General features: G+C 60.8%; 24 protein-coding genes. 13 read left to right on the forward strand and 11 right to left on the reverse strand.

Going from position 1 to position 22780, the window contains the following annotated elements:
- The first annotated feature begins 200 nt into the window (after positions 1-200).
- Complete coding sequence (locus tag NW804_RS08875) at positions 201-1157, forward strand: sigma-70 family RNA polymerase sigma factor (protein ID WP_414404981.1); 957 nt, start codon at positions 201-203, stop codon at positions 1155-1157.
- Here the strand turns inward: NW804_RS08875 and gcvT are convergent.
- Genes gcvT through NW804_RS08890 form a run of 3 tightly spaced genes read right to left on the reverse strand, consistent with a single transcriptional unit; the run spans position 1154 to position 3664 of the window.
- The gene (gene gcvT, locus NW804_RS08880) at positions 1154-2287 is read right to left on the reverse strand and encodes a glycine cleavage system aminomethyltransferase GcvT (protein ID WP_414423353.1); all 1134 of its coding nucleotides are present in this window, start codon (positions 2285-2287) and stop codon (positions 1154-1156) included. The two genes, NW804_RS08875 and gcvT, sit on opposite strands and share 4 nt — an antisense overlap.
- A gap of 53 nt (positions 2288-2340) precedes the next feature.
- Complete coding sequence (locus NW804_RS08885) at positions 2341-3447, reverse strand: energy transducer TonB (protein WP_414423354.1); 1107 nt, start codon at positions 3445-3447, stop codon at positions 2341-2343.
- Positions 3428-3664, reverse strand: a complete 237-nt coding sequence (locus tag NW804_RS08890) for a hypothetical protein (protein WP_414420697.1) — start codon at positions 3662-3664, stop codon at positions 3428-3430. The genes NW804_RS08885 and NW804_RS08890 overlap by 20 nt, the downstream gene beginning before the upstream one ends.
- Here NW804_RS08890 and NW804_RS08895 point away from each other — a divergent pair.
- Positions 3654-4121, forward strand: a complete 468-nt coding sequence (locus NW804_RS08895) for a VOC family protein (RefSeq protein ID WP_414423355.1) — start codon at positions 3654-3656, stop codon at positions 4119-4121. The genes NW804_RS08890 and NW804_RS08895 overlap by 11 nt on opposite strands.
- A gap of 17 nt (positions 4122-4138) precedes the next feature.
- Complete coding sequence (locus tag NW804_RS08900; protein WP_414409989.1) at positions 4139-4990, forward strand: Tab2 family RNA-binding protein; 852 nt, start codon at positions 4139-4141, stop codon at positions 4988-4990.
- A gap of 527 nt (positions 4991-5517) precedes the next feature.
- Here the strand turns inward: NW804_RS08900 and NW804_RS08905 are convergent.
- The gene (locus NW804_RS08905) at positions 5518-6876 is read right to left on the reverse strand and encodes an FGGY-family carbohydrate kinase (protein ID WP_414423356.1); all 1359 of its coding nucleotides are present in this window, start codon (positions 6874-6876) and stop codon (positions 5518-5520) included.
- 6 nt (positions 6877-6882) lie between these two features.
- Entirely contained in the window at positions 6883-7368 is a 486-nt protein-coding gene (locus NW804_RS08910; protein ID WP_414396241.1) for a 2Fe-2S iron-sulfur cluster-binding protein, read from the reverse strand.
- Between the two features lie 143 nt (positions 7369-7511).
- Between NW804_RS08910 and ylqF the strand changes: the two genes are divergently transcribed.
- The 10 genes from ylqF (at position 7512) to NW804_RS08960 (ending at position 18774) form a co-directional block, all read left to right on the forward strand.
- Entirely contained in the window at positions 7512-8381 is an 870-nt protein-coding gene (gene ylqF, locus NW804_RS08915) for a ribosome biogenesis GTPase YlqF (protein ID WP_414409987.1), read from the forward strand.
- A gap of 198 nt (positions 8382-8579) precedes the next feature.
- Complete coding sequence (locus tag NW804_RS08920) at positions 8580-10862, forward strand: RelA/SpoT family protein (protein WP_414409986.1); 2283 nt, start codon at positions 8580-8582, stop codon at positions 10860-10862.
- Between the two features lie 66 nt (positions 10863-10928).
- Positions 10929-11507, forward strand: coding sequence for a photosystem II reaction center PsbP (gene psbP / locus NW804_RS08925; protein WP_414420700.1), 579 nt, complete (start codon positions 10929-10931; stop codon positions 11505-11507).
- Positions 11508-11545: 38 nt separating this feature from the next.
- Positions 11546-12361 carry a 3',5'-cyclic-AMP phosphodiesterase gene (gene cpdA, locus NW804_RS08930; RefSeq protein WP_414423357.1) on the forward strand — a complete coding sequence of 272 codons (816 nt, stop codon included), beginning with the start codon at positions 11546-11548 and terminating at the stop codon, positions 12359-12361.
- 355 nt (positions 12362-12716) lie between these two features.
- The gene (locus tag NW804_RS08935) at positions 12717-13925 is read left to right on the forward strand and encodes a VLRF1 family aeRF1-type release factor (RefSeq protein WP_414423358.1); all 1209 of its coding nucleotides are present in this window, start codon (positions 12717-12719) and stop codon (positions 13923-13925) included.
- A gap of 105 nt (positions 13926-14030) precedes the next feature.
- Complete coding sequence (locus NW804_RS08940) at positions 14031-14537, forward strand: DNA recombination-mediator protein A (protein WP_414396255.1); 507 nt, start codon at positions 14031-14033, stop codon at positions 14535-14537.
- A 26-nt stretch (positions 14538-14563) separates the two neighbouring features.
- On the forward strand, positions 14564-15331 hold the full coding sequence (gene minC / locus NW804_RS08945; RefSeq protein WP_414423359.1) for a septum site-determining protein MinC: 768 nt from the start codon (positions 14564-14566) through the stop codon (positions 15329-15331).
- Entirely contained in the window at positions 15310-16116 is an 807-nt protein-coding gene (gene minD / locus NW804_RS08950) for a septum site-determining protein MinD (RefSeq protein ID WP_414423360.1), read from the forward strand. Before minC ends, minD begins: the two co-directional genes overlap by 22 nt.
- 47 nt (positions 16117-16163) lie before the next feature.
- Positions 16164-16472: a cell division topological specificity factor MinE gene (gene minE / locus NW804_RS08955; protein WP_414396262.1), complete on the forward strand. Its 309-nt coding sequence runs from the start codon at positions 16164-16166 to the stop codon at positions 16470-16472.
- Positions 16473-16674: 202 nt separating this feature from the next.
- Entirely contained in the window at positions 16675-18774 is a 2100-nt protein-coding gene (locus tag NW804_RS08960; RefSeq protein WP_414423361.1) for a cation:proton antiporter, read from the forward strand.
- Here the strand turns inward: NW804_RS08960 and NW804_RS08965 are convergent.
- The 6 genes from NW804_RS08965 to tsaB form a co-directional block, all read right to left on the reverse strand.
- A complete protein-coding gene (locus NW804_RS08965) occupies positions 18771-19130 on the reverse strand; it encodes a gamma-glutamylcyclotransferase (RefSeq protein WP_414396265.1) in 360 nt (119 codons plus the stop codon). The genes NW804_RS08960 and NW804_RS08965 overlap by 4 nt on opposite strands.
- A 17-nt stretch (positions 19131-19147) precedes the next feature.
- Positions 19148-19759 carry a glycerol-3-phosphate 1-O-acyltransferase PlsY gene (gene plsY, locus NW804_RS08970; RefSeq protein ID WP_414409978.1) on the reverse strand — a complete coding sequence of 204 codons (612 nt, stop codon included), beginning with the start codon at positions 19757-19759 and terminating at the stop codon, positions 19148-19150.
- 46 nt (positions 19760-19805) lie between these two features.
- Positions 19806-20819 carry a DNA polymerase III subunit delta' gene (gene holB / locus NW804_RS08975; protein ID WP_414423362.1) on the reverse strand — a complete coding sequence of 338 codons (1014 nt, stop codon included), beginning with the start codon at positions 20817-20819 and terminating at the stop codon, positions 19806-19808.
- A gap of 81 nt (positions 20820-20900) precedes the next feature.
- On the reverse strand, positions 20901-21368 hold the full coding sequence (gene accB, locus NW804_RS08980) for an acetyl-CoA carboxylase biotin carboxyl carrier protein (RefSeq protein ID WP_414420707.1): 468 nt from the start codon (positions 21366-21368) through the stop codon (positions 20901-20903).
- Between the two features lie 47 nt (positions 21369-21415).
- Complete coding sequence (efp, locus tag NW804_RS08985) at positions 21416-21973, reverse strand: elongation factor P (protein ID WP_414396277.1); 558 nt, start codon at positions 21971-21973, stop codon at positions 21416-21418.
- 35 nt (positions 21974-22008) lie between these two features.
- Positions 22009-22692: a tRNA (adenosine(37)-N6)-threonylcarbamoyltransferase complex dimerization subunit type 1 TsaB gene (gene tsaB / locus NW804_RS08990; RefSeq protein WP_414420708.1), complete on the reverse strand. Its 684-nt coding sequence runs from the start codon at positions 22690-22692 to the stop codon at positions 22009-22011.
- Between the last annotated feature and the right edge of the window lie 88 nt (positions 22693-22780).

Consider the following 22780-nt stretch of genomic DNA (forward strand, 5'->3'; position numbering starts at 1 on the left):
GCTCAGTAAGTTTTCTGAACTAGGCGTTTACCAGAAGTTCAAATTTTTGAAGTGCCAAAACCTTTACAGAAAGTCTGCTCTTCTGGTATGAAGGAGATGCTGCTTGCAGAGCGGTCAACTTCTCCTGCTAGGGGAAAGGCCTAAAGCAACAGGAGAGGCGAAAGCCCGGACAGGGCGTAGTTTAGGGTGTGGGGTTGGATATGTCGGAAAGTCTTGACCTGCAAGATGCAGTAGGCCGTTTCTTGAAAATCATTGGTCGCTACTCGTTGCTCAGCCCTGAAGAGGAGCTTCGCCTGGCCTACCAGGTACAGCGGATGATGGCCCTCCTGGAACAGCGGCGGCAGGATGAGTCGCTCGAGGACTGGAGCCGACGGGTGGGGATCCCCGTGGAAGAGCTGCAGCGGATCCTACAGGAGGGGGAAGCGGCCAAAAGGCGCATGGTGGAGTGCAACCTACGCCTAGTGGTATCGATTGCTAAGCGCTACCGCAACCGCGGCTTGCCGTTTTTGGATCTCATCCAAGAGGGCACCATCGGCCTCACCCGCGCCGTGGAAAAGTTTGATCCCACGCGAGGGTACAAGTTCTCCACCTACGCTACCTGGTGGATCCGGCAGAGCGTAAACCGCGGCATCCAAAACAAAGGGCGCCTCATTCGTCTGCCTGCCCACATGTACGAGAAGGTCTCCCAGGTGAAGCGGCGCTACCGCGAGCTATCCGCTCAGAAGGGATCCCGACCTGCAGCCGAAGAAGTTTTCGATTCGCTGGATATTGGCGACAACTACCGCGAGCTGATCACCCGCCACATGGCCGAGATCTGTTCCCTCAACGTGAGTGTGGGCGATGAGGACGGCACGGAGCTGCAGCACTTTATCCCCGACGAAGACAACGACCCAGTCGAGCATCTCACTCGGATTGCCCGTTGGGAGGAAGTCCGCGCCCTTGTGAGGCAACTGAGCGAACGCGAGCAGCAGGTCATCGTAGCCCGCTACGGCCTAGATGGAGCCAAGAGGATGACGCTGCGCGAGATCGGGGAGCACATTGGCCTGTCGCGGGAGCGGGTGCGGCAAATTGAGCGGCGGGCCCTGCGGAAATTGCGGCGGCTGCAGCAGGAATACTCCACCCCCAAGACTGGCAAACGGCTCAATCCCTCCAACTAGGCCGGGGCCTGCCTCCGGTAAAAGGGCTTTTTCACCACCTCGGCAAGCCGGCGCTGGCCCCGAATCTCAATCTCCAGCCGGGATCCCACCTCGGCCCAAGTCGAATCCACGTACCCCAGGCCAATGCCATAGCCCAAGGTGGGAGAGTGGGTGCCGCTGGTTACCCGGCCAATCGGCTGGGGGGAGTTGGGAGCGTAGATGGCATAGCCGCTGCGGGGAATGGCTCGATCCAGCATGCGAAATCCCACCAGACGACGAGGGATCCCCTCGGCCCGCTGGTTTTCTAGCGCCGCCTTGCCTAGGTACTCTGCCGGGTTGTTGACCAGCCAGCCCAGGTCGGCTTCGAGAGGAGTGGTGCTCTCATCTATGTCTTGCCCGTAGAGGCAAAAGCCAGCCTCCAACCGCAGCGTATCGCGGCAGCCCAGGCCACAGGGCTGGACTCCTGCCTGCACCAGTTGCTCCCAGAGCCAGCGGCCGTCTGAGGGACTGAGCAGGAGCTCAAAGCCATCTTCGCCGGTGTAGCCGGTGCGGGTCACGAAGATACTTGCTTCTGCGGAGCTCTCCCTTTGAGGAGCTTTAGGGATAAACTGCCCATGTTGAAATCGGCGTAAAGCTTTCAAGGATCCCTCTAGAAAAGGCTGCAAAACCTCTTCCGCCGCCGGCCCCTGGACGGCCAGCAACACGTGGGACACCGTGCGATCTTGAAGTTCTAGGCCAGGGATCCCTTGCTGCTGCAGCCATTCCCTGTCTTTCTGGCAGGTGGCCGCGTTGACGATCAGGCTCCAGTGCTCCAGCTCTCCTTCCGGTGGATGCCGGTAGAAGATGACGTCGTCCACAATGCCCCCCAGGGGATTGAGCAAAACCGTGTAGCGAGCAGAGCCCACCCGCACAGTGCTGAGATCGCTGGGCACGAGACGGCTGAGGTGGGATCCCAGCTCTGGTCCCCAAAGGGTGAACTTGCCCATGTGAGAGATGTCGAATATCCCCGCCTGCTCCCGCACCGCCCGATGCTCAGCCACCACACCCTGGTAGTACAGCGGCATTTCCCATCCGGCAAAGGAGACAAAACGCGCCCCCAAGGCTTGGTGCAAGGGGAACAGGGGGGTGCGCTGCAGCGGCGTTTGGCTCATGAAGGGAGCTTTAAACCCAACCTCGTACCTTTCTTGGAGCTCGCTTCAGGGGTCTAGTTGGCAGATCCGTCCACCGTCAACTGGCCCAAAACGTTGATGTCGAAGGTGAAGTTGATCGTCACCGAGTTGCCCTCATAGGCCTCAGGCAGGGGCAAAAAGGGTGCCGCCCGCTGAATTGCCGTCAGCGCCGCGTCGTCGGTTTGTTGGCTGCCGGAAGTGCGGGCCAGGCGAATGCTCTGCAGCTCGCCACCCCGACCCACCGTGAAGATCACTACGGTGCGGCGGGAAGTGCCGGTCTGGCCTGGGATCCAATTCTGTTCCACCTTGCGCTGCAAAGCTGCTAGCCAGGGGCCCCAATCCACATTGGCCCGCGCCGCCACACTGGGGGAGTTGGGAGCTGACTGGGTGGGGTTGGCCAAGCCGCTGGCTCCTCCGCCCTGGATCCCGCCTCCATCGCTGGGCGCAGAAGCGCTGATGGGCGGTCCCAACTGAGAAGCCTCGGAGGACCGCTCAGCAGGGGAAACCTCTGTCGGCGGCTGGGGAGCAGGCGCAAGGGGTTGCAATTGGCTGAGATCCGAGGCCCGCTCTCTGGGCTGCGCGGGCGGAGCAGGAGGAGCGGCCGCCACAGGTGGCGGAGTCTGAGTGGGAGTGGGTTTGGGGGCTGCGGTAGGTGGAGGCGGCGCTGCAGTTGGCGTTGCCCTGGACCGAGGAGGAGCTGGAACTGGAGTTTGTGGAGGGGGTGGGGTAGGTCTAGGAGTGGCTAGGGCAACTTCTGCTGGGGCAGGCGGCGGTACAGGGGCAGGCGGCTGCGGCCGTGGCGGCTGGGGCTGAGGCGGAGGCGGCGGAGCGGCTTGCTGACGGGTAGCAGCGCGGGATTGGGGTGGACTGCCCTGGGAGGGAGGGGCCTCTACCCGCTTGCCCCCATCGCGGGAATCCACTTCTGAAACCAGCTCTGCTTCTTCCGGCGTCTCGAGATCTTCTGGCTCCAGCAAGATAAACTCAATGGCTTTTTGTTCTTGCTGGCGAAACGGCCAAAACCGACTCCAGGAGAGCAAGCCCAACAGCGCCAACCCATGCAGCAGCAGGGACAGCGCCACCATCCAAAAAAAATGGCGCGCTTCCTCCTCGCGGCGGCGCTGCTCAGTCCAGGTGCTGGTCATGGCCAAGATTGCCTCTTTGCGCTCCCCAGTCTCTCACCACACTGAGTTGGCTCTCCAGCTCAAATGTTATAACATCGCCCTGGCTGGGCTTCTTGCGCAAAGGCGTACAGTCGGCTGGGGAAGGGATCCCACCCTTCAGCACAAAATCGCCTACCTTATAAAGAGCAGGGATCCCGACTTGAGCAGGCTGCTTGCCAGGAGAGCCCATGGAACCCATCCGCTTTCATCTTGCCTTTCCGGTTGCCGACATTGCCTTGACCAAGACCTACTACGGCGAGGGCTTGGGTTGCCAGATTGGTCGGGAAACGCCTGTTTCCGTCATCCTGAACCTCTATGGCCATCAACTGGTGGCTCACCTCACCCAGGAAGAGCTGAGGCCCCAGCGGGGCATCTACCCTCGCCACTTCGGCCTGATCTTTCCCACCCAAGCAGAGTGGCAGAGCCTGGCCGACCGGGCCCAGGTGCGGGGATTGCCTTTTTATCAGGAGCCACGCTGGCGCTTCGTCGGCACCCCCCTGGAGCACGGCACGTTCTTTTTGCAGGATCCCTTCTACAACCTGCTGGAGTTTAAGTACTACCGCTACCCTTCCGCCATTTTTGGGGAGCGGGAATGGGCCGTAGTTGGGGATACTGCAGACCAACAGCTTCCGAACCCCTCTCCCAGCAGCGCGTAGCAAAGGGGAGAAGTGCCTTGGCTACTCAACCCCCTCGTTCTGGCCCTGTGCGCGGCCCCATCTGGCAGATGGACTTCAACGCCGTCCCGCTGCGAGATGCCCAGGATCGGCGAGTTTGGGAGCTCTTGGTGTGCGATCCCGGCGGCCAGTTTCGCCAGGCCAAGTACTGCAGCAACCAAGAGGTCAATAGCACCTGGGTGGCCCAACAGTTGCGCAGCTATCTGGAAGCGGCTCCCCAGCCCCCCTCGGCCATCCGGGTGTTCCGAGCCCGCATGAGCTCCATTCTGCAACGGGCCTGCAACGCCGTCGGGATCCCCATGCTCCCCAGCCGTCGCGTCTATGCCCTTAAGGCCTGGATGCGGGAACGGGCAGAGCAGGTTTACCCCCAGGAAACCCAGTTCACCTACAGCCCTGAACCCCCCGTGGAGCCGGATCCGCCGGATCCCGTCCCCCTGCCGGACAAGTTGCAGGGAGAGCGCTGGGCGTTCGTGACGCTGCGGGCTAGGGATCTGCGGGAAGCCGAGACCTGGCCAATCGAATTTGGCGAGCTGTTTCCAGTAAACTGGGAGGCTTTTGCGCCCGACACAATCATTCCCGGCTTGGTGATCGCCTCGCAGCGGGCTCTTCCTATAGCAGCCTGGATGAGCGGCATGGAGCCTGCCTACTTGACTGTGGCGGAGGGATGGCTGCTGTTCGAGGCTGGCCTCAACGATTGCTATCTCTTTGCACAACTCAAAGACGAAAAGCTGCGAGCAGAGGCCGAGGGCTTTGCCCAACGCCAACGCCAAGCGCAAGGGATCCATTTCCTCGCCATCCAAAGCGATTTCAGGGCTCAGTCGTTCGCTGGCTTTTGGCTGATGCAACTTTGAGGAGAAGCCTGCGTAATCCTTCAGGGCAAGCATAGTATCGCCAGCTTTGCGAGCGCCTTTGAAAGTCCCGGAAAAGCCTATTTTTTCGTTCACCCGCTCGATTCCTTGCAGCACGAGGTTCAGGCTCTTACCCCCCTTTCCAAGGCTACTTTCTGCTCTTTTCGACCGACCCCCTCACAAATGGGTCTTGTATTCCTTGCCCTGCTTGGCTTTAAGGGGGGTGGAGTCCTGTTGGTTCCCAGAAATTGGAAACATGATCCACGTCGTCTAGGTGGTAGCCCCACCTCGGAATCGAGTTCCCCCTTTGGGGGAGCCCTAGAAACTTGGAAACGCGACAGGAGCGTGCCACTTAATCTCAAACTGGCAAGTTCTCCCGTCCGGGGTGACTCCCAGAAACTGGAAACAAGGCTTGAGCAAAGCGAGGGCCGCGCTTAATGTCCGAGGTCTTCCCTTCGGGGGGATTCCTGGAAATAGGAAACGAAACCCCCCGAGGTAGATCCCCGGGGAGTGTGTAAAAATGTTCCCCCTCAGGGGGAGAAATACCGGCTGCGAAATTCCGAGTAGATCTCGGCATAGGCCTTGACCCAGTTTGGATCTGGCTGGATGAGACGTTCCACCTGCACCAAGCACTCGGCAGCCTGCTGCACTGAGCAGCACCAATAGGCCGATGCTGCCAGGATGGCCGCTCCTACAGCCGGGTCGGGATGTTTGACCACTGCCAAGGGACGGGCAAGGATACTGGCGCGCAGGCGGAGCCAGAGGGAACTTTTGCAGCCCCCGCCGGTGGTAAAAATTGGGCTCCCTTCTAGTAGGGGGATCCCATGGGCGGCCAAGGTCTCCAGCCCCAGCCGCTCCACCATCGCCACCCCTTCCAAGAGAGCGGCGTAAAAGCGAGGGGATCCTACTTCCGCCTGGGGCAAGAAGCCGGCAAATTCGCTATCTAGGATGGGAAAACGCTCGCCAGGTCGGCAGAGCGGATAGCTGACCAAGCCAGTGGGCAGATGGGCCTCCGCCTGCTGATCCAAGGCAGCCAAGTTGCCGCCAGGGAAGAAGTGGGGCAAAACCCCGCCTCCGCAAAAAGAAGCTGCCCCCGGCCACCAGCCGTTTCGGTCGGGGTGCAGATGGGAGTAGATGCTAGGGGTTTGTATGGGATCAGCACTGTTGGCCTTGAAGATAAGAGTGGTGCCCAGGCTGGTGGAGACTTGACCCAAGCGAGTAGCTCCTGCAGCCAGTTGCCCGGCGCAGCCATCGGTGATCCCGGCGGCAATTAGCACCTCTGGCCCCAGCTCCCACTCAGCTCGCACCGTTCCCAAAACCGTTCCCGGCGCCACCACCTCAGGGAAACGCTTGGGGTCGAGGCCATGGCGAGATAGCCACTCCCGCGGCCAGGTGTAGGTTTCTAGGTCAAAGCCACTTTTCAAGGCGTGGGTGTGGTCAGTTACCCGTCGGCGGCCTCCCAGTTGGCTTAGGAGAAAGTCCGCCGGATGGGCCAAGTAGCTGTCCCGGTAGCGGTCGGGATGGGCTTCTGCCCACCACAGCCAGCGGCTAAGTCCCCAGCTGGCAGGGATCCCCAACTGCTTGGCCTGAACCTGGCCCCGCGGGTCGGAATACAGCCAGGCCTGATCCAGCGGCATGCCGCGACCGTCCACCGGCAGCACTGTACCCGAGGTGCTGCAGGCACTAAGGGCAACAATGGTGTAGCGATCCCCCAGTTGCCCCTTCAGGTGTCCCAACAGGGTTCTTAGGGTGCGCAGCCAGCGACCCGGGTTGGTTTCTGGGGGATCCCAGGAGCGCTCGCTTTTGCCCACCACCTCCCCCGCTTCTGAAAGGGCCACCACCCGCATTCCCGACGTGCCTAGGTCGATCCCAAGAAATACAGGTTCCATAGAGCTCTAGAAATCTCGGCTGCTGCGGGCCAAAGCCTCTTGGATGTCTAGATCGAGGTTCTTCACCGACTCCAGCACCGAACGGGTAATCAGCTTTCCTGCCTGCACCAACACAGCACCAGTGATAGGGTGCAAGATGGGCTGCTCGGCCCGCCGCCCAATGAGCACCTCGATGTCCTTGAGGGCATTGGCGTACATTCCTATCGGCAGTTCCACCACCACCCCTTCTCCCAGAACCCGCGCCTGGCAGGCAAGCCGGGAATTGGGCTTGCGGCTAGTGATCACCTCTAGGGTGCGCTGCTCCCGACGGGTCATGGGCGAGAGCGACTCCATCCCTTCTTTCACGTACACATGGCAGGTGGCGCAGAGACCGCGCCCGCCGCACTCTTTCAACACATTCAGCTCTTCCTGCAGCAGCACCGAGAGCAAGTTGTTGTTGGTGGCCACTTCTGACACCTGAGCAATGGGATCCAACCGCACGCGCTTGACCATCGTCCCTTCTCCGCCGTTACACTCCTTAACGCTAGCTTGTCTTGGCAAGGGATCCCAGCCGTTGCTTGCCCTGCAGGTGGGAAAGACGAGCTGGACAAGCTAGAGTAGATCCCGCCCTTGGTGTTTGCCAGGGTTTTGGCAGCATGAGCTCTCCGCCCATCCAGTGGTATCCTGGCCACGTAGCTAAGGCCCTTGGCCAGTTGCGGGAACAACTGCGGCTGGTGGATGTGGCAATTGAAGTGGTGGACGCGCGCATCCCGCTGGCCAGCCGCCATCCCGAGCTGGACAAGTGGCTGGGGCAGAAGCCGCGCCTCTTGGCCCTCAACCGAGCCGACTCGATTGCGACAAGGGATCTGAAAGCGTGGCAGGAGTATTTCTCGCAGCAAGGGATCCCGGTCTATCCCACCAACGGCCAATCGGGACAAGGGGTCAGTCGCCTCAAGCAGGCTATTTTGCAGCTAGGGCAGTCGGTCAACGAGCGGCGGCAGCGGCGGGGCATGCGGCCGCGGGCTGTCCGGGCGGTGGTGGTGGGTTTTCCCAATGTGGGCAAGTCGGCCCTGCTGAATCGACTTTTGGGACGGCGAGCCGTCGAGAGCGCTGCGCGCCCTGGGGTAACCCGGCAACTGCAGTGGGTACGGCTAGGGGGGGAGTTGGATTTGCTGGACTCGCCGGGCATCCTCCCGCCTTCGCTGCCGGATCAGCGGGCAGCCACGCTGCTAGCCATCTGCGATGACATTGGCGCTGCCGCCTACGACCCCGAGCGCGTAGCGGCCTACTTTGTGGATCAACTGCTGCAGGTGCAGCCCCAGGCCCAAGCTCTTTTGCAACAGCGCTACGGCTGGCCTGACCCGATCCCCCCTGGCAGCGTGGCAGTCCAGGAGCTGGCCCAACGGCGCTACCAAGGCGATACCGAGCGAGCGGCAAGGCAAATCCTCAACGACTACCGCAAGGGGTGGCTAGGGCCTCTAGCTTTGCAACTTCCTCCCATCTCTAGCCCCCCAGCAAGAGGCTAGCTTCATCTGTCTGTATATGTTGCTACGAGATGCGGCAGAGTGAGTGATACGATGGAACTAGAATACTAACACTGCGCCAGATTTTTCCCTGAGGTTTTTCGCAGCGCTTTTTGCCTTTAACCTGCCTGCGGACGAGTCAAGTTGGGGATAGGCTGTAAGAAACTCCAGGGAGTAGACCATCCTCCTTGCTAGATTCCCATGGGTCAGCCTGCTGTTGCCGCCAGCTTAGAAGGAGGCTTTGACCTAAATAACCTCGATTTTGAGGTGCCAGGATGGCTGCGTGCTTTGCTTTCTGGCGCTGAAGATCTCGGCGATGGGCTGAGAGCTTACACTCCCCAAGAGGCAGATTTGCTGCGCCGGGCCTTTGAGTTTGCCTACTGCTTGCACAAGGGCCAAAAGCGGAAGTCGGGGGATCCCTACATCGCCCACCCGGTGGCTGTAGCTAGCTTGTTGCGGGAGCTGGGGGGGGATGCCGTCACGGTAGCGGCTGGCTTCTTGCACGATGTTGTTGAGGATGCAGGCGTTACCCTGGAGGCGCTAGAAGCAGAATTTGGACCCGAAGTGCGCCTCCTGGTGGAAGGGGTAACCAAGCTTTCTAAGTTTAATTTCTCCAGCAAAACGGAGCAGCAAGCGGAGAACTTCCGCCGCATGTTTGTGGCCATGGCCAAAGACATTCGGGTCATCGTGGTCAAGCTGGCGGATCGCTTGCACAACATGCGCACGCTGCAATATCTGCCGCCCCACAAGCAAAAGCAGATTGCAGCCGAAACCATGGAGATCTTTGCCCCCTTGGCCAACCGGCTGGGGATCTGGCATTTCAAGTGGGAACTGGAAGACCTGGCTTTTAAGTACCTGGACTACGAAGCCTATCGCCAGATCCAAGAGTTGGTTAACGCCAAGCGCAGCGAGCGAGAGGCGGAGATCCAAGCTTTTATCGAAGAGCTGCGGAAGAACCTCCTCCAAGCGGGGCTAGAGCACTTTGAGATCAGCGGGCGGCCCAAGCACCTGTATGGCATCTACCGCAAGATGCAGCAGCAGCGCAAGGAATTCCACGAGATCTACGACCTCCTGGCCGTGCGGGTCATTGTGCAGACCGTGAGCGAGTGCTACCGGGTGCTGGCAGTTGTTCACAACTGCTTTCGTCCCATTCCCGGGCGCTTTAAAGACTACATTGGCCTGCCCAAGCCAAACCGCTACCAATCTTTGCACACGACAGTGATTGGTCTGCAGGGGCGACCCGTGGAGGTGCAGATCCGCACCGAAGAAATGCACCGCGTGGCCGAGTACGGCATTGCTGCCCACTGGAAATACAAGGAAGCCGGCAGCACCCCCGTAAAGCCCGAGGAAGAGCGCTTTAGCTGGCTGCGGCAACTCTTGGAGTGGCAAAACGACCTCAAGGACGACAGAGAATATCTGGAGACTGTTCGCGAGAACCTGTTTGAGAGCGAAGTTTACGTCTTCACCCCCAAGGGAGATCTGCTGGCCTTACCCCAGGGATCCTGCCCGATTGATTTTGCCTATCGCATCCACTCAGAAATTGGGGATCACTGCGCCGGGGCGCGGGTAAACAACAAGATTGTACCGCTGGATACCCGCCTGCGCAATGGCGACATCGTGCAGATTATCACCCACAAGAATGCCCACCCCAGTCTAGACTGGATTAATTTTGTAGCCACCAGCTCGGCGCGCAATCGCATTCGCCAATGGTTTAAGCGCTCCAATCGCGAGCAAAATATTGCCCGCGGTCGGCAGTTGCTGGAGCGGGAGCTGGGCAAAACGGGGTTTGAAGCCCTGCTGAAGTCCGAGCGGATGCAGAAGGTTGCCGAGAAGCTCAACTACAGCAGCGTGGACGATTTACTGGCGGCGCTGGGCTATGGAGAGGTAACCCCCGCGCAGGTGATCCACCGGCTGCAGGAGGTCAGCAAGCCAGCCATCTCCCCCCCACCCGAGGAGGGATCTTTGGCGGAAGCCAAGCTGCTGCTGCCGCGAAGCGAGGGAGGGCGAGCTTCTAGCCGATCCCAGTCTCTCATCCTGGGGGTGGAGGGCCTGAAACATCAATTGGCCAAATGCTGCAACCCGCTCCCAGGGGATCCCATCCTGGGCGTGGTTACCCGCTTCAAGGGCATCACCATTCATCATCGCGATTGTCCGCGGGTAGCCCAGGTTCCGGGTGAGCGGCTGGTGCCGGTGCGCTGGAACGAGGAGCAACTGCGGCAAAGCACCCAGACTTATCCTGTAGAACTGCGTCTAGAGGTCATCGACCGGGTTGGCGTGCTGCGGGATATTCTCTCCCGCCTTTCCGATCAGGGCATCAATGTGCGCAATGCCAAGGTGCAAACCTTTGCCAATCGCACTGCCTCAATTGACCTCTGCATTGATGTACGCGACGCCCAACAGCTTGCTCAGCTTCAAAATCAGCTGCGCCAGCTTTCCGATGTGTTGGTCCTGCGCTCCCGCCACTACCAGAACGGATCCCGCTAAAAGGCTGCTGCGGTCCAATCTTAGGTAGGATATGGAGGTGGCTAACCCTAAGCGGAGGATCTCGGCATGGCAGGAGAGGGGCAGTTGAGCCTACTGGGTCGGCGGCTTTCTAGGGTGTTGTTGCTGCTGGGGGTCTGCCTCAGCTTGATCATTGGTGCCTGCTCAGCAAGCCCCAACCTGCGAGTCTACCGGGATCCCAATGGAGCTTTTGCCTTTGCTTACCCCAATGGCATGGTGAGCGTGAAGCTAAGCCCTGGGAAGGGGCTAGCCGTGCTCCTGCGCGACCTAGTCTATGAGACCGAAAACATCAGCCTAATGATTGCCCCCTTCGACAAAGGGGAGACGATTGCGGATCTGGGAGGCCCAGAGGAGGTGGGGCAATTGGTGGCAAAGAAGATCATTGCCCCTGAGGGATCGGGTCGCTCAACCCAGCTCTTGGCAGCCGAGGCCTTCGAGCGGCAGGGGCAGCCCTACTACCTGTTTGAGTACCAAACCAATCTGGGATCCCAGCTTCGCCACGAGGTAGTGACGGTAACCGTTCGTCACCATCGCCTCTATACTCTAACTGCCTCAACCCAGGAATCCCGCTGGCCACAGGTGCAGACTGCTTTCCGGGAGGTAGGTCGCTCTCTAAGTGTCTCTTGAGAGGGCTCTCTGCCTTTGGAGACGGCAAAGGCCTTTCGGTGCTGAACAATCCCGCTGCCATGACGGTTTACGTGGTTCAAATCAGTGACCTGCATCTATTTGCCAAGAGCCATCAGCGGTTGTTGGGGGTAGACACCGAGGCCTCTTTTCTGGCAGTGCAAAAGGCCATTGTGAGTTTGGATCCCTTGCCGGATGTGCTGCTCTTAACTGGGGATCTTGCCCAAGATGGCAGTGCGGCTGCCTATGCCCGTCTTAGAAGCTATTTGCAGACCCTTCCCATCGACACCTATTGGCTGGCGGGGAACCACGATCGCCTACATGTTATGAACCTAGAGCTCCACGGCGGGCGGCTGCACGCAGAGAAAAGCTTCAGTCGCGAGAACTGGAGCTTTATTTTATTGAACTCGCTGGTGCCAGGCAGGGACAGCGGCTACCTAACCGACCGCACCTTACTTTGGCTCCGACAAGAGCTACAGCGCAGCCGGGCCAACCACCACCATGTTCTCCTAGCCCTGCACCACCCCCCCTTTTCGGTAGACTCCGATTGGCTGGATCAAAGTGCGCTGCAGCAGCCGGAGCGGCTGTTTGGGGTTTTGGACGAGTTCGACCACGTTCGCCTGGTGATTTTTGGCCATGTTCATCAGGAGCTGCACCGTCGCCGCCGGGGGGTTGATTACTTTGCCTGTCCCTCCACCTGCGTGCAATTTCTCCCCAAGAGCTCCCAGTTTGCTCTGGAGGTGATCCCCCCAGCCCTGCGACAGCTATGGCTGGAGCCAGATGGCAGCTTCAAAACCCAGGTGCAGCGGGTAGAAGCCGCCTTGCAAACCCCTAACTTGGCTGCAAAAGGGTACTAATGGGATCCCGGGCGCACCAGGCCAACTGCTTGTCCCAAGAAGAAACTGGCTGCAAGAGGTAGAGCAACCCGCCCTCCAGCCGTCCGGTGCAGCTAGGGCCCCACGCCCTGAAGCTGCAGCCTCCATGGGAAAACTCTCTTGGCCCTTGAGCTACAGGAGGCTCCGCCGCCGGCAGACCAATCGGAGCCAGTGGATCTGGAGGGCAGCGCAGCCGCTCGGCTCTAGGCGCGGGCTATGCTAGAAGCTTCTCCTCAAAGCCGAGCCCAACTGGGCTTCAGCTAGGGCCGGATCCCTCGCTTTCCCTTAATCTTATTTTTGCTAGGCTTGAGCCCCAGCGACGCCCCTTCTCAAGACCATGGACGAACTCAACACCCTAATCCAGGATCTGCAAGCTGCCTTTGACGACAGCAGCAAGCCCGTGCTCTCGATATATGCCGACACCAACCCTGCTCGTCCCGAAAATGCGGGTCGCGCCTGGGTGGGGCGCATCAAGAATACCCTCAAGGAGCTGCTGGAGAGGGAGGAGAGCAAGCCTGATAACTCCCTCTGCGAGCAAGTCCTTGCTCTAGTAGAGCAGGAGCGCCCTTCGGCCCGCACCCTGGTTCTTTTTGCCAGCCGCAATCCCGCTGGCAAGCCAGTGCTGCGCCGAGTCGACCTGCAGGTGGAGCTGCCGGTGGTGGATCTGGCCCATGGGCGGGTGGAGGCCCGCTGGGGGGAACCTTACCTCACGCCCCTTTTCTTTGCCTTTGATGAATACGAGCGGGGTGGGGTGTTGCACCTGTCTGGTAACAGGTGGCGCTTCTACGAGCTCTTTTTGGGAGAACTGCGAGAGGACACGGAAATCTTTGCCAACATCAGCGCCGAGGAATGGCAGGAACTGCAGGAGCTGGCCGGCCGCATTGAAAATGCCGTTGCCGAACGTCGCGCCCGCAGCGGTGGCACCTTCGACAAGCTCTCCCCCAAGGAGCGGGAGGCGGCCAAGGTCAGCCTCTGGATGCACAAGCTCTACCTGCGCCTGGCTTCCGCCCTGGATAAGGCAGTGGATCGCCTGGGCATTGAGCGGCTGGTGCTCATGGGCGAAGCCTGGCAGGTGTCCCACTTTGAGGGCTATCTCAACCGCGGCCTGCGCAACCGCATCGTCGCGCGGGTGGGGCACCCCGCCAACCTTCACACACCGACGCCGCAAGACATCCTCGACCGAGTGGTACCCGTCCTGGAGGCCGCTGAGCGCCGAGGAGAGCTGGCTTTGTTGGAGCGGATTCGAGAGCAGCCCGGCGCTTGGGGCTTGGATGCGGTGCTGGACGCCCTCCAGCTGGGCCGGGTGGAAATCCTTGTCCTGCCCTGGAGGCTAGAGGCCACCATCTGGCGCTGCCCAGACGGCTTTGTGGGAGGAACCCAGGAGATGGCCCAGCTCCTTTGCCCAGAGCCACAGCCGGCACCCCTGCGGGATCTGGTGTGGGTGCTAGGCCGCGATTTTGGCGCTAAACTGGAGTTCGTTCGCGGCGAAGCTGAAGAGCGCTTGCTCCACGAGTTTCAGGGAGCAGCGGCGCTGCTGCGCTGGTAGGTCTAGCAACTTGAGCAGGGATGGCCCAACCCTCTAGCTAGATCCCAGAGCAACGGTGTAGGCTGCTAGCATAATCTGGCCCATCCTGTTTAGCGAGGGATCCCCTTGACCCAATCCATTGACCTCCCCACCAGCGTCGATACGTTCTTGCAAGAGCTGGCCGCCATTCAGCAAGTGGGGCCAAAGCGAATAGCCATCTTGGGCACTCGCCATGTGCCCATTACCCACCAGTACCTCATTGAGACCCTCAGCTACGCCTTGGCCCTTACTGGCAACCGCATCCTCACGTCCGGGGCCATTGGTACCAACCTGGCTGTAATTCGTGGAGCAATGCGGGCAGATATTAAATCCTTGACGGTGATCCTGCCCCAAAGCCTAGAGCGGCAGCCGGCAGAGTCGCGGGCCAGTTTGGAGCAGGTGCTGCATCTGGTGGAGCACCCTGAAAACGACCACCTGCCTCTAGCGGAGGCCAGTCGCCTCTGCAATCTGGAAATCATCAGCAAGTGCCAGCAATTGATCTGTTTTGCCTTCCACGACAGCGTCACGCTTTTGGAGGCCTGCAGGCACGCTGAGGAGCAACACAAGGTGGTTACGCTCTTCTACTTCGACTAATTCCTTGGCGAAGGAGGGCAGGCAGAATGGGGTCGCTGGTGGGAAACTCGCCACCCTTTCCCAAGGCCCCTGCCTCCTCTATCGGGGTAGGGGCAGCCAAAGAGAGTGTCTACTTTCGCTCCGATGCCCAAGGGATCCACCTGCACCTGCCCACCACCCTAGCTTGGGAAGAAGTCTGGGAGGAGCTCGTTTGGCAGTTGCGCAGCCGCAAGTCCTACTGGACGGGGGTGGCTCCTCTAACCCTGTGGTGCCAGGAGCGAGAGCTGGAGCTGCCCACCCTGCAGGCCCTGGCTGTCCTGTTGGCGCAGCATCGGCTGCAGCTATGGCGCGTCCAAACCCGATCCCGCACGACCGCCATTGCCGCGGCAACCTTGGGCTATTCGGTGGAGCAATCCTCCCTTTTGGAGGTGGTTCCCCCTCCTCCTCCCGACACTGCCCCTCTGTACCTGCGTTCAACCGTGCGCTCGGGCATGTCCGTACGCCACCGTGGCTCTGTCTTCCTGTTGGGAGATCTCAACCCCGGCGGCGAGATCGTTGCGGGCGGCGACATTTGGGTTTGGGGACGGCTGCGAGGGTTGGCGCATGCCGGCGCCGAGGGGGATAGAAGTGCAGTGATCCTGGCCTTGCAGTTGGAGCCCACCCAATTGCGCATCGCCGACCAGGTGGCCCGCCCCCCAGAAAGTGGCTCCCCTTGCAATACCCCTGAGGTGGTTTACTTGCAAGATGGTGCCATCTGCATCGCCAGCCTTCAGGAGTTTCTGCGGAGAAGAGCATGGGCCGAGTTATCGTCATAACCTCTGGGAAGGGAGGAGTAGGCAAAACCACCCTGACAGCCAACTTAGGCACTGCCTTAGCGCGCTTGGGTCGCTCGGTAGCGGTGGTGGATGCCGACTTTGGCCTGCGCAACCTGGATCTGCTGCTGGGCCTAGAGAATCGGGTAGTGTACACGGCTCTAGAAGTCATTGCAGGGGAATGTCGCCTTGAACAAGCGTTGGTGAAAGACAAACGCACCCCCAATCTCTCCTTGTTGCCAGCAGCCCAAACCCGCAACAAAACAGCAGTCAACCCGGAGCAAATGCGGCAGTTGATGGAGAAGCTTGCCGGTAGCTACGACTATGTGTTGATCGACTGCCCGGCCGGGATTGAGCAGGGGTTTCGCAATGCCATTGCCGGGGCAACAGAGGCCCTGCTGGTGACTACGCCCGAAGTAGCTGCCGTGCGGGATGCAGACCGGGTGGTGGGCCTGTTGGAAGTGGCAGGGATCTCCTCAATTCAGCTAATTGTTAACCGCCTGCGCCCCGATATGGTAACCGCTGGCCAGATGATGGCCGTGGAAGATGTGGTGGAGGTGCTGGCCATCCCTTTGGTGGGTATGATTCCGGAAGACCGAGAGGTGATTGTCTCCACCAACAAGGGAGAACCCATGGTTTTGGCTGCCCGTCCTTCTCCGGCTGCCCAGGCCATTCAGCACATTGCCCGACGGCTGGAAGGGGAGGTGGTGGAGTTTCCCAAGTTGGCCGGCTTGGGTGAGTCTTTCTGGGAAAAGGCAAGGCGATTTTTAAGCCAAAAGGTGTTCTGAAGCCCAACAGCCCTTAGCTCTCTTTCAACGAGACTAGAATAAAGCCCATGCTCCTCGAGTTTTTGGATCAGCTTTTTCCCCGCTCCCCCGGCGGCAGCCGCGAGCAGGCCAAGCAGCGCCTGAAATTCATCTTGGCCCACGACCGCGCCAATCTCAGTCCGGCAGCCCTGGAATCGATGCGGCTGGAAATTTTGGGGGTGGTCTCCCGCTATGTGGAGCTGGACTCGGAGGGGATGCAATTCCACTTGACCGTGGAGGGGAGCACAACGGCCCTCATTGCTAACTTACCCATTCGCCGAGTTAAGCCGCTGGCAGCAGCCGAACTCGACCCTTCTGCAAAGGGGCAGCCGGATTAGCCAGGGGGGTTCACTTCGGCCTGAGCTACCCTGGGCTCAGGGAGCATCTGCCCTCGGCAAAAGGATGCTTTCTCCTGTCTGTCCCAGGGTGGAGTTCTCTGCAGGTGTTTCTAGTCTCTCATGGCAGCTTTGAGGGGCAACCCTACTGAACAGGAGAGAGCTGCTGGGGCAGAGTTCTCACGGAGGGAGGTTGAGCCTCGGCATGGAAAGCTCTTTTGAGCTGACGATCCTGTTTACGCTGGCCTTGGTGGCCGGGATCGCAGCTCAAGTCCTGGCTAACTTTGTCAAGGTGCCCAGCATTGTCTTCCTGCTGCTGTTTGGGGTGCTGCTGGGGCCAGATGGCTTGGGCTGGGTTCGCCCCCAGATCATGGGATCCGGTCTGGAGGCGCTGGTGTCGCTAGCAGTGGCCCTGATCTTGTTCGAGGGAGGGCTGAACCTGCGGCTACAGCGCCTCAACCAGGTCTCCGGCAGCCTGCGCAATCTGGTCTTGCTGGGATCGCTTTTGACCTTGGGAGGGGGGGCACTGGCGGCCCACTATTTGGGAGAGTTCCCCTGGCCCCTAGCCTTTCTGTTTGGATCCCTGGTGGTGGTGACGGGGCCAACTGTAGTTAACCCCATCCTCAAGCGGGTACGCGTCGATCCCGCCGTCAGCACCCTCTTGGAAGGGGAAGGGGTGCTCATCGATCCGGTGGGGGCCATCTTGGCAGTGGTGGTGCTGCAGGTGGTGCTTTCGGGTCACCCCAGTTTCTTGATGGCCTTGGAGCAGCTATCTAGCCGCTTGGCCATTGGGTCAGCGGTGGGGGCACTGGGGGGCTGGCTGATGGGATCCTTTCTGCTCTGGTCGCGGCAATTTTTGACGGAGGAGCTGCGCAACTCGGTAGTGCTGGCGGGGGCGCTAGGGGTATTTGCCCTGGCCCAGTCGCTGCGCTCAGAGGCAGGGCTGATGGCGGTAGTGATGGCAGGCCTAGTGGTGCGGCAGAAGGCAGCCATTGCCGAGCGGAGCGTGCGCCAGTTTCACGGCCAGTTGGTGGTAATGGCCATCTCGGTGCTGTTTATCTTGCTCACCTCCACGCTGTCCCTAAAGGCGGTATTGGCTTTGGGGTGGGGAGCCTTGGCCACGGTGCTCTGCCTGATGCTGGTTGTCCGCCCCTTAAGCGTGTGGCTGTGTACCTGGGGCAGCGATCTCAACTGGCGGCAGAAGTTGTTTGTGGCCTGGCTGGCTCCCCGCGGCATTGTGGCGGCTTCGGTCGCCTCTTTGTTTGCCATTTTGTTGACGGAGCGGGGCATCACTGGGGGAGATGCCCTCAAGGCGCTAGTGTTTTTAACCATCTCGGCCACGGTGACAGTGCAGGGGCTAACTGCCGCCTGGGTGGCTCGTTGGCTGGGCCTAGACCAAGGCAGTTCCACCGTGATCCTTGGGGATCACCCGCTGGTTGAACCCTTGGCCGAATTGCTGCGCTCCCTCAACCAAGTCGTGGAGGTGCTGCCCTTGCCTTCGGCAGCCTGTTGGCGCCAGCCCGCTGGCCAAACCGAGCCCAACGGCCACAAGGGTGGCTCTGCCCTGGGGGATGAAGTTGGCCGGCTGCTGCCGGGATCGCTGCAGGAAGTGGTGCTGAGCGAGTCGGCCCTGTTGAAGGCCGATATTGACCATGCGGAGACGCTGCTGATCCTGACGCGGGATCCCCAGATGAACTGGGCCATTGCCGAGCTGATGGTGAAACTCTCGGTTTCCGCTGCCATCTGGACGGTGTTGCTGCCCGAGATGCCCATCTTAGAAGGGATCCGCACCCTGCCGATCTCTTTTGCCCAACTGCAACGCTGGGCCGGCTACCTAGAGGCCAAGCGCGCGGAGCTGCGCTCGATTACCCTGCCCACTTTAGCGGATTTGGGCCTGAAGCCCTCCCCCTCTGCCGTGGCCTCGGCCCAGGAGTCGAGCTCGGCAGCGCGCTTAGCTCTGCTCAACCCCCTTTCGGCCCAAATAGGGTTGGAGGATCCCACCCTGGAGCGGCTGCGGGATCAGTTTGCCTACCGGATCAAAGCCGATCTCTGCCTGCCTTTGCTACTGGTGCGCCCGCAGCGGGCAGGGAGCTGGTGGCAAAAGGGAGCCCGGTCATCCCCGGTAGGCCGGCTATTTTACCTGCCCAAGCCCGACATGTGGCGGCGCGGGGATTGCATCTACTACCTAGAGCGCCTGGCCAGCCCTGTAGAGGCCGCGGCTCCCTCTGCAAGAGATCCGGATTTGCCCCCAGCCGAGTTCCTGCCCCAGTATGTTGGGGGTGTCAAACTCCACTTCGATCTCTAGGAACCTCGGGGCAGCCAGCAGCCACTGGGGATGAGGGGGCACCCCTGCACCTGCTCGGGCCGGCCCAGGTAAACCCAGGCCGAGGTGCCACTTTCCAGTTGCACCCACTGCCGCTGGTACAGCCGCGGGTGGTCTTCCAGCTCGTCCAAGCGGGGCAACAGGCTCAGGGGAATGCGATAGCACTCGCCGTAGAGCCGATTTCGGCCAGGGATCGCCATGGGGTAAGGGCCGAGATCGTAGAGGTCGATGTGGTTGAGGCTGTCTGTTCCCAAAAACTCCGCCCCTTGCAGCAGGCTGTGGTACTGGCCGCCCCGCCGCAGGGAGCCGTAGACAAAAACCACCGTCGTCTGTTCCATCTGGCTCTAGGAGGTCATTAGGGGGACTGGGCCCATTTTTGGCCAAGGCGCGGCTCTGAGCCGGCCAGCAGGCGCTCGATGTTGCGCCGGTGGGCGCCGATTACATAGATCCCGCCCGCCAGGGCAAACACCCTATAGGGCAGGGGCTGAGCCGTTGCCCACATCAGCAGCGGAGCCGCCACCGCTGCCAGCAGGGAGCTGAAGGAGACGATGCGGGTGAGGGCAATCCCCACCAGCCAGACGCCAAAGGTAGCCAGGGCCACTGGCCAAGCCATGGCCAACAGGATCCCTAGGCTAGTGGCCACCGACTTGCCGCCCTTGAAGCCCAGCCAGCAGGAGCGGCTGTGGCCAACCACTGCCCCCAGGGCAGCCACGGCCACCCACCACGGCGACCCCAGAGCTAATCCCAGCGCCACCGCTGCAGCCCCCTTGGCGGCATCCACCAGCAGCACCAGCAGCGCCGGCCCTTTGCCCAGCGTCCGCAACACGTTGGTTGCCCCCGTCGAGCCGGAGCCCGCTTGGCGGAGGTCGATCCCGCCCCACCAGCGGCCCACCCAGTAGCCGGTGGGGATGGATCCCAGCAAGTAGCCTCCAAGGGCCGCAAGGAAAGCCAAAAGCCAGGCAGGCATAGGCAGGTCTTGAACGCTCCTTTTCACTTTGCCACAGGGCTTTCTTCTAGTCCCCCTTCGCGACAGCCCTGCGGCTTAGGCTAGCCAGGTTGACCTCCCAAGCAAGGCGCGGCTGCACAAAGTGCAAAAGCTGGCGGCGAATTTGCTCCAACTGCCAAATGGCCTGGCGGGATCCCTGCGCCCAGAAATGCTGCTGCAAGTAGTCAATCAGCCACAGCTGCGCCGGCAAATCGAGAGCAGCTACTGCCCTAGCCAGCTCCAGCGCCTCTCGCAGCGAGGGGGGCCAGCGCCTTAGATCCTGTAGCAGCGACGGCGGAAGGCTCTGCAGATGCTGATGGGCGGCCAGCGCCCGTCCAGGGCTGCCTTGGGCCAGGGCAATGAGCTCTGAGCGAGGGATCCCGGGCAGCTCCGGGCAGCCCAAAGCAGCCAACACTTGCTCCATCTCGGCCGAGCTGAGGCGGCGGAAAGGCACCGTCTGGCAGCGGGACAACAGCGTCGGCAGCAGGGAGGCCGCCTGGGGTGCGATGAGAACGATGTGGGCCGGCCCAGGCTCCTCCAGGGTTTTCAGCAGGGCATTGGCCGCACTTTCGGCTAGGGTTTCCGCTCCCTCCAGCACCACCAGCGAACGGCGGGCGCGCATTGGCCTACGGGCACAGAAGCGCGACACTTCCTGCACCTGTTCCAGGCGAATTTGCGGCGGGGAGCGCCGCTGCAGAGCTTGCGCCTCGGGGGCATCTGCTGGGATTAGGCGACCCTGATGGAGATAGGTGGGGCTGACCCAGTGGAGATCGGGGTGGGTGCCCGCCAGCAGCCAATGGCAGCTAAGGCACTGGCCGCAGGGGATCCTGGTGCTGGACTCGCACAGGAGAGCTTGAGCAAACCAGCGGGCCATCAGGCGCCGCCCCACCCCTTCTGGCCCTAGGAAGCAGTAGCTTGAGGTCACCCGCCCTTTCTCTAGGGCCGCTGCGAGTAGCTGCGCCGCCAGCTCCTGGCCGACAATGTGCTGGGGGGGCAGAACCTTTACCCCCTCAACTGTCTCGGGGGCCGTGGGCTGAAGCATGGCAGAGTACCCTAATCCCGGGCAAAGCTACCAAGGGATCCCTCCGGGGGGAAAAGCCTCATCTCTGCCCCAGTTTCGCTGTTAGCCGGTGGGATCCAGCCGCATTAAAACTTGGCCAAATTCCACCGGCTGGCCGTTGCTCACCAAAATCTCCCTTACCACACCTGCTGTTTCTGCTTCTATCTCGTTCATCACCTTCATGGCCTCGATAATGCACAGGGTTTGGCCTTTGTTTACCCGTTGACCTACTTGGACAAAGTCCGCTTCTCCAGGAGCAGGAGCGCTGTAGAAGGTTCCCACCATGGGTGACACTACCTCCACCCAGTGGCTCGGTGGAGATTTGGGGGCAGGCACAGGAGGAGGAGTCTCGGCAGGAGCAGAAGGGGGCGAAGCAGTAAGGGAGGGAGCAGTGGTGGAAAGCTGAGCAGCAGGGATTCCTTTGCGCAGAGTAAGGCGGAAATCCTTGCACTCTAGAGTTAACTCGCTAACATCGCTCTCTTGCAGAGCGGCCAGCAGAAGGCGAATTTCCTGCCAATTAATGACATCCAAGGGAAGTCACCTGTCCACAACAGCAACCTAGCGACGGGGAAGAGCCATCACTCGCGGCCTAGGTAGGTGTCCGTGCGAGTATCGACTCGAACCCGCTCTCCCACTTTGATAAACAGAGGCACCTGGATCTCGGCGCCGGTTTCTAGCTTGGCAGGCTTAGTCCCCCCTGTAGCTGTGTCTCCCCTTACGCCCGGGTCCGTCTCCACCACTTCCAGGACGACACTGGTGGGCAGCTCCACATCGATCACCTGCCCCTTCCAGCGCAAAACAGACACTTCCATATTTTCCTTCAGGTACTTCACGGCAGAGCCCACCTGGGCGGTACTGAGCACAGCCTGCTCGTAGGTCTCCATGTCCATGAACACGAGGTTATCTCCTTCCGCATAGAGATACTGCATGTTCACCTTTTCGATGGTGGCAGCAGGCAGCATTTCGCCGGCGCGGAAGGTTTTCTCGACAACGTTGCCGGTCTGCATGTTTTTGAGCTTGGTGCGCACAAAGGCCGCCCCTTTGCCTGGCTTGACGTGGAGAAACTCGATGACTTTGTAGGGAGCGCCATCAATCTCTACAGAGACGCCGGGGCGCAAGTCGTTGCTTGAGATCATGTCAGCACGGGGTCTGTTGCCTAGCCTTCCCAATCTTACCGCGCCTGGGGGGTACTCCGATTCACCCCGCTGAGATCAATGGGCGGCTGCCGTCCGTACTTAGGCAACACCTCCTGCCAGGGAGGGCGCAGGCCTGCAAGAAAGTCAGCACGGGCAAGCTCTGCCAGCGCCAGCACAGGCACCGGCTCTACCCAATCGGCGGCATCGACCGCTAGCGCCTGCGGCCACTGGCGGAGAAGGGCCTGCCAAGCCACCGCCTCCCAGAGTTGATCGGCCACTTCAGCCACTACCTGGTCTGGGCCTACCCGGTACACGCCGCCATACCGCTCCCCCCGCTTGGCATCCATGTGCACCGCCACCCTCAGGGGCTGGAGTGGGGATCCCTGCTCCTGCCACACCTGGCGGGCAATAACAGCCAAGGACGAGTAGCCAAACACGGGAATGCCCAGCTGCTGCCCCACCAGCCGCGCCACGCTCACCCCCAAACGGCTACCGGTAAAACTCCCTGGCCCGACGGCGACAGCGATCCCCGCCACCTGGGACCAGTCTTGGCCAGCCAAGAACTCCTTTAGGCACGGGTGCAGCCGCGCTGCCATCTGGCGATCTAGCCACCAACTTTGGCTACGGCCTTCCCTCTCCTTTCCTTCCAGCGGCAGTAGGGCTAGGCCCAAAAGGGGCGTGGTGGTGTGGATCCCTAGAATCCAGCGGGCAAGCGACATGGCTTCTTTCAGGAGAGTTGACAGAACTTAACGGTTGGATTAAGGTTAGGTTGTCCATCTTCGCACTTCCACAGGGAAGTTAGGCTTT

Source organism: Synechococcus sp. WC10meta (assembly GCF_047461475.1).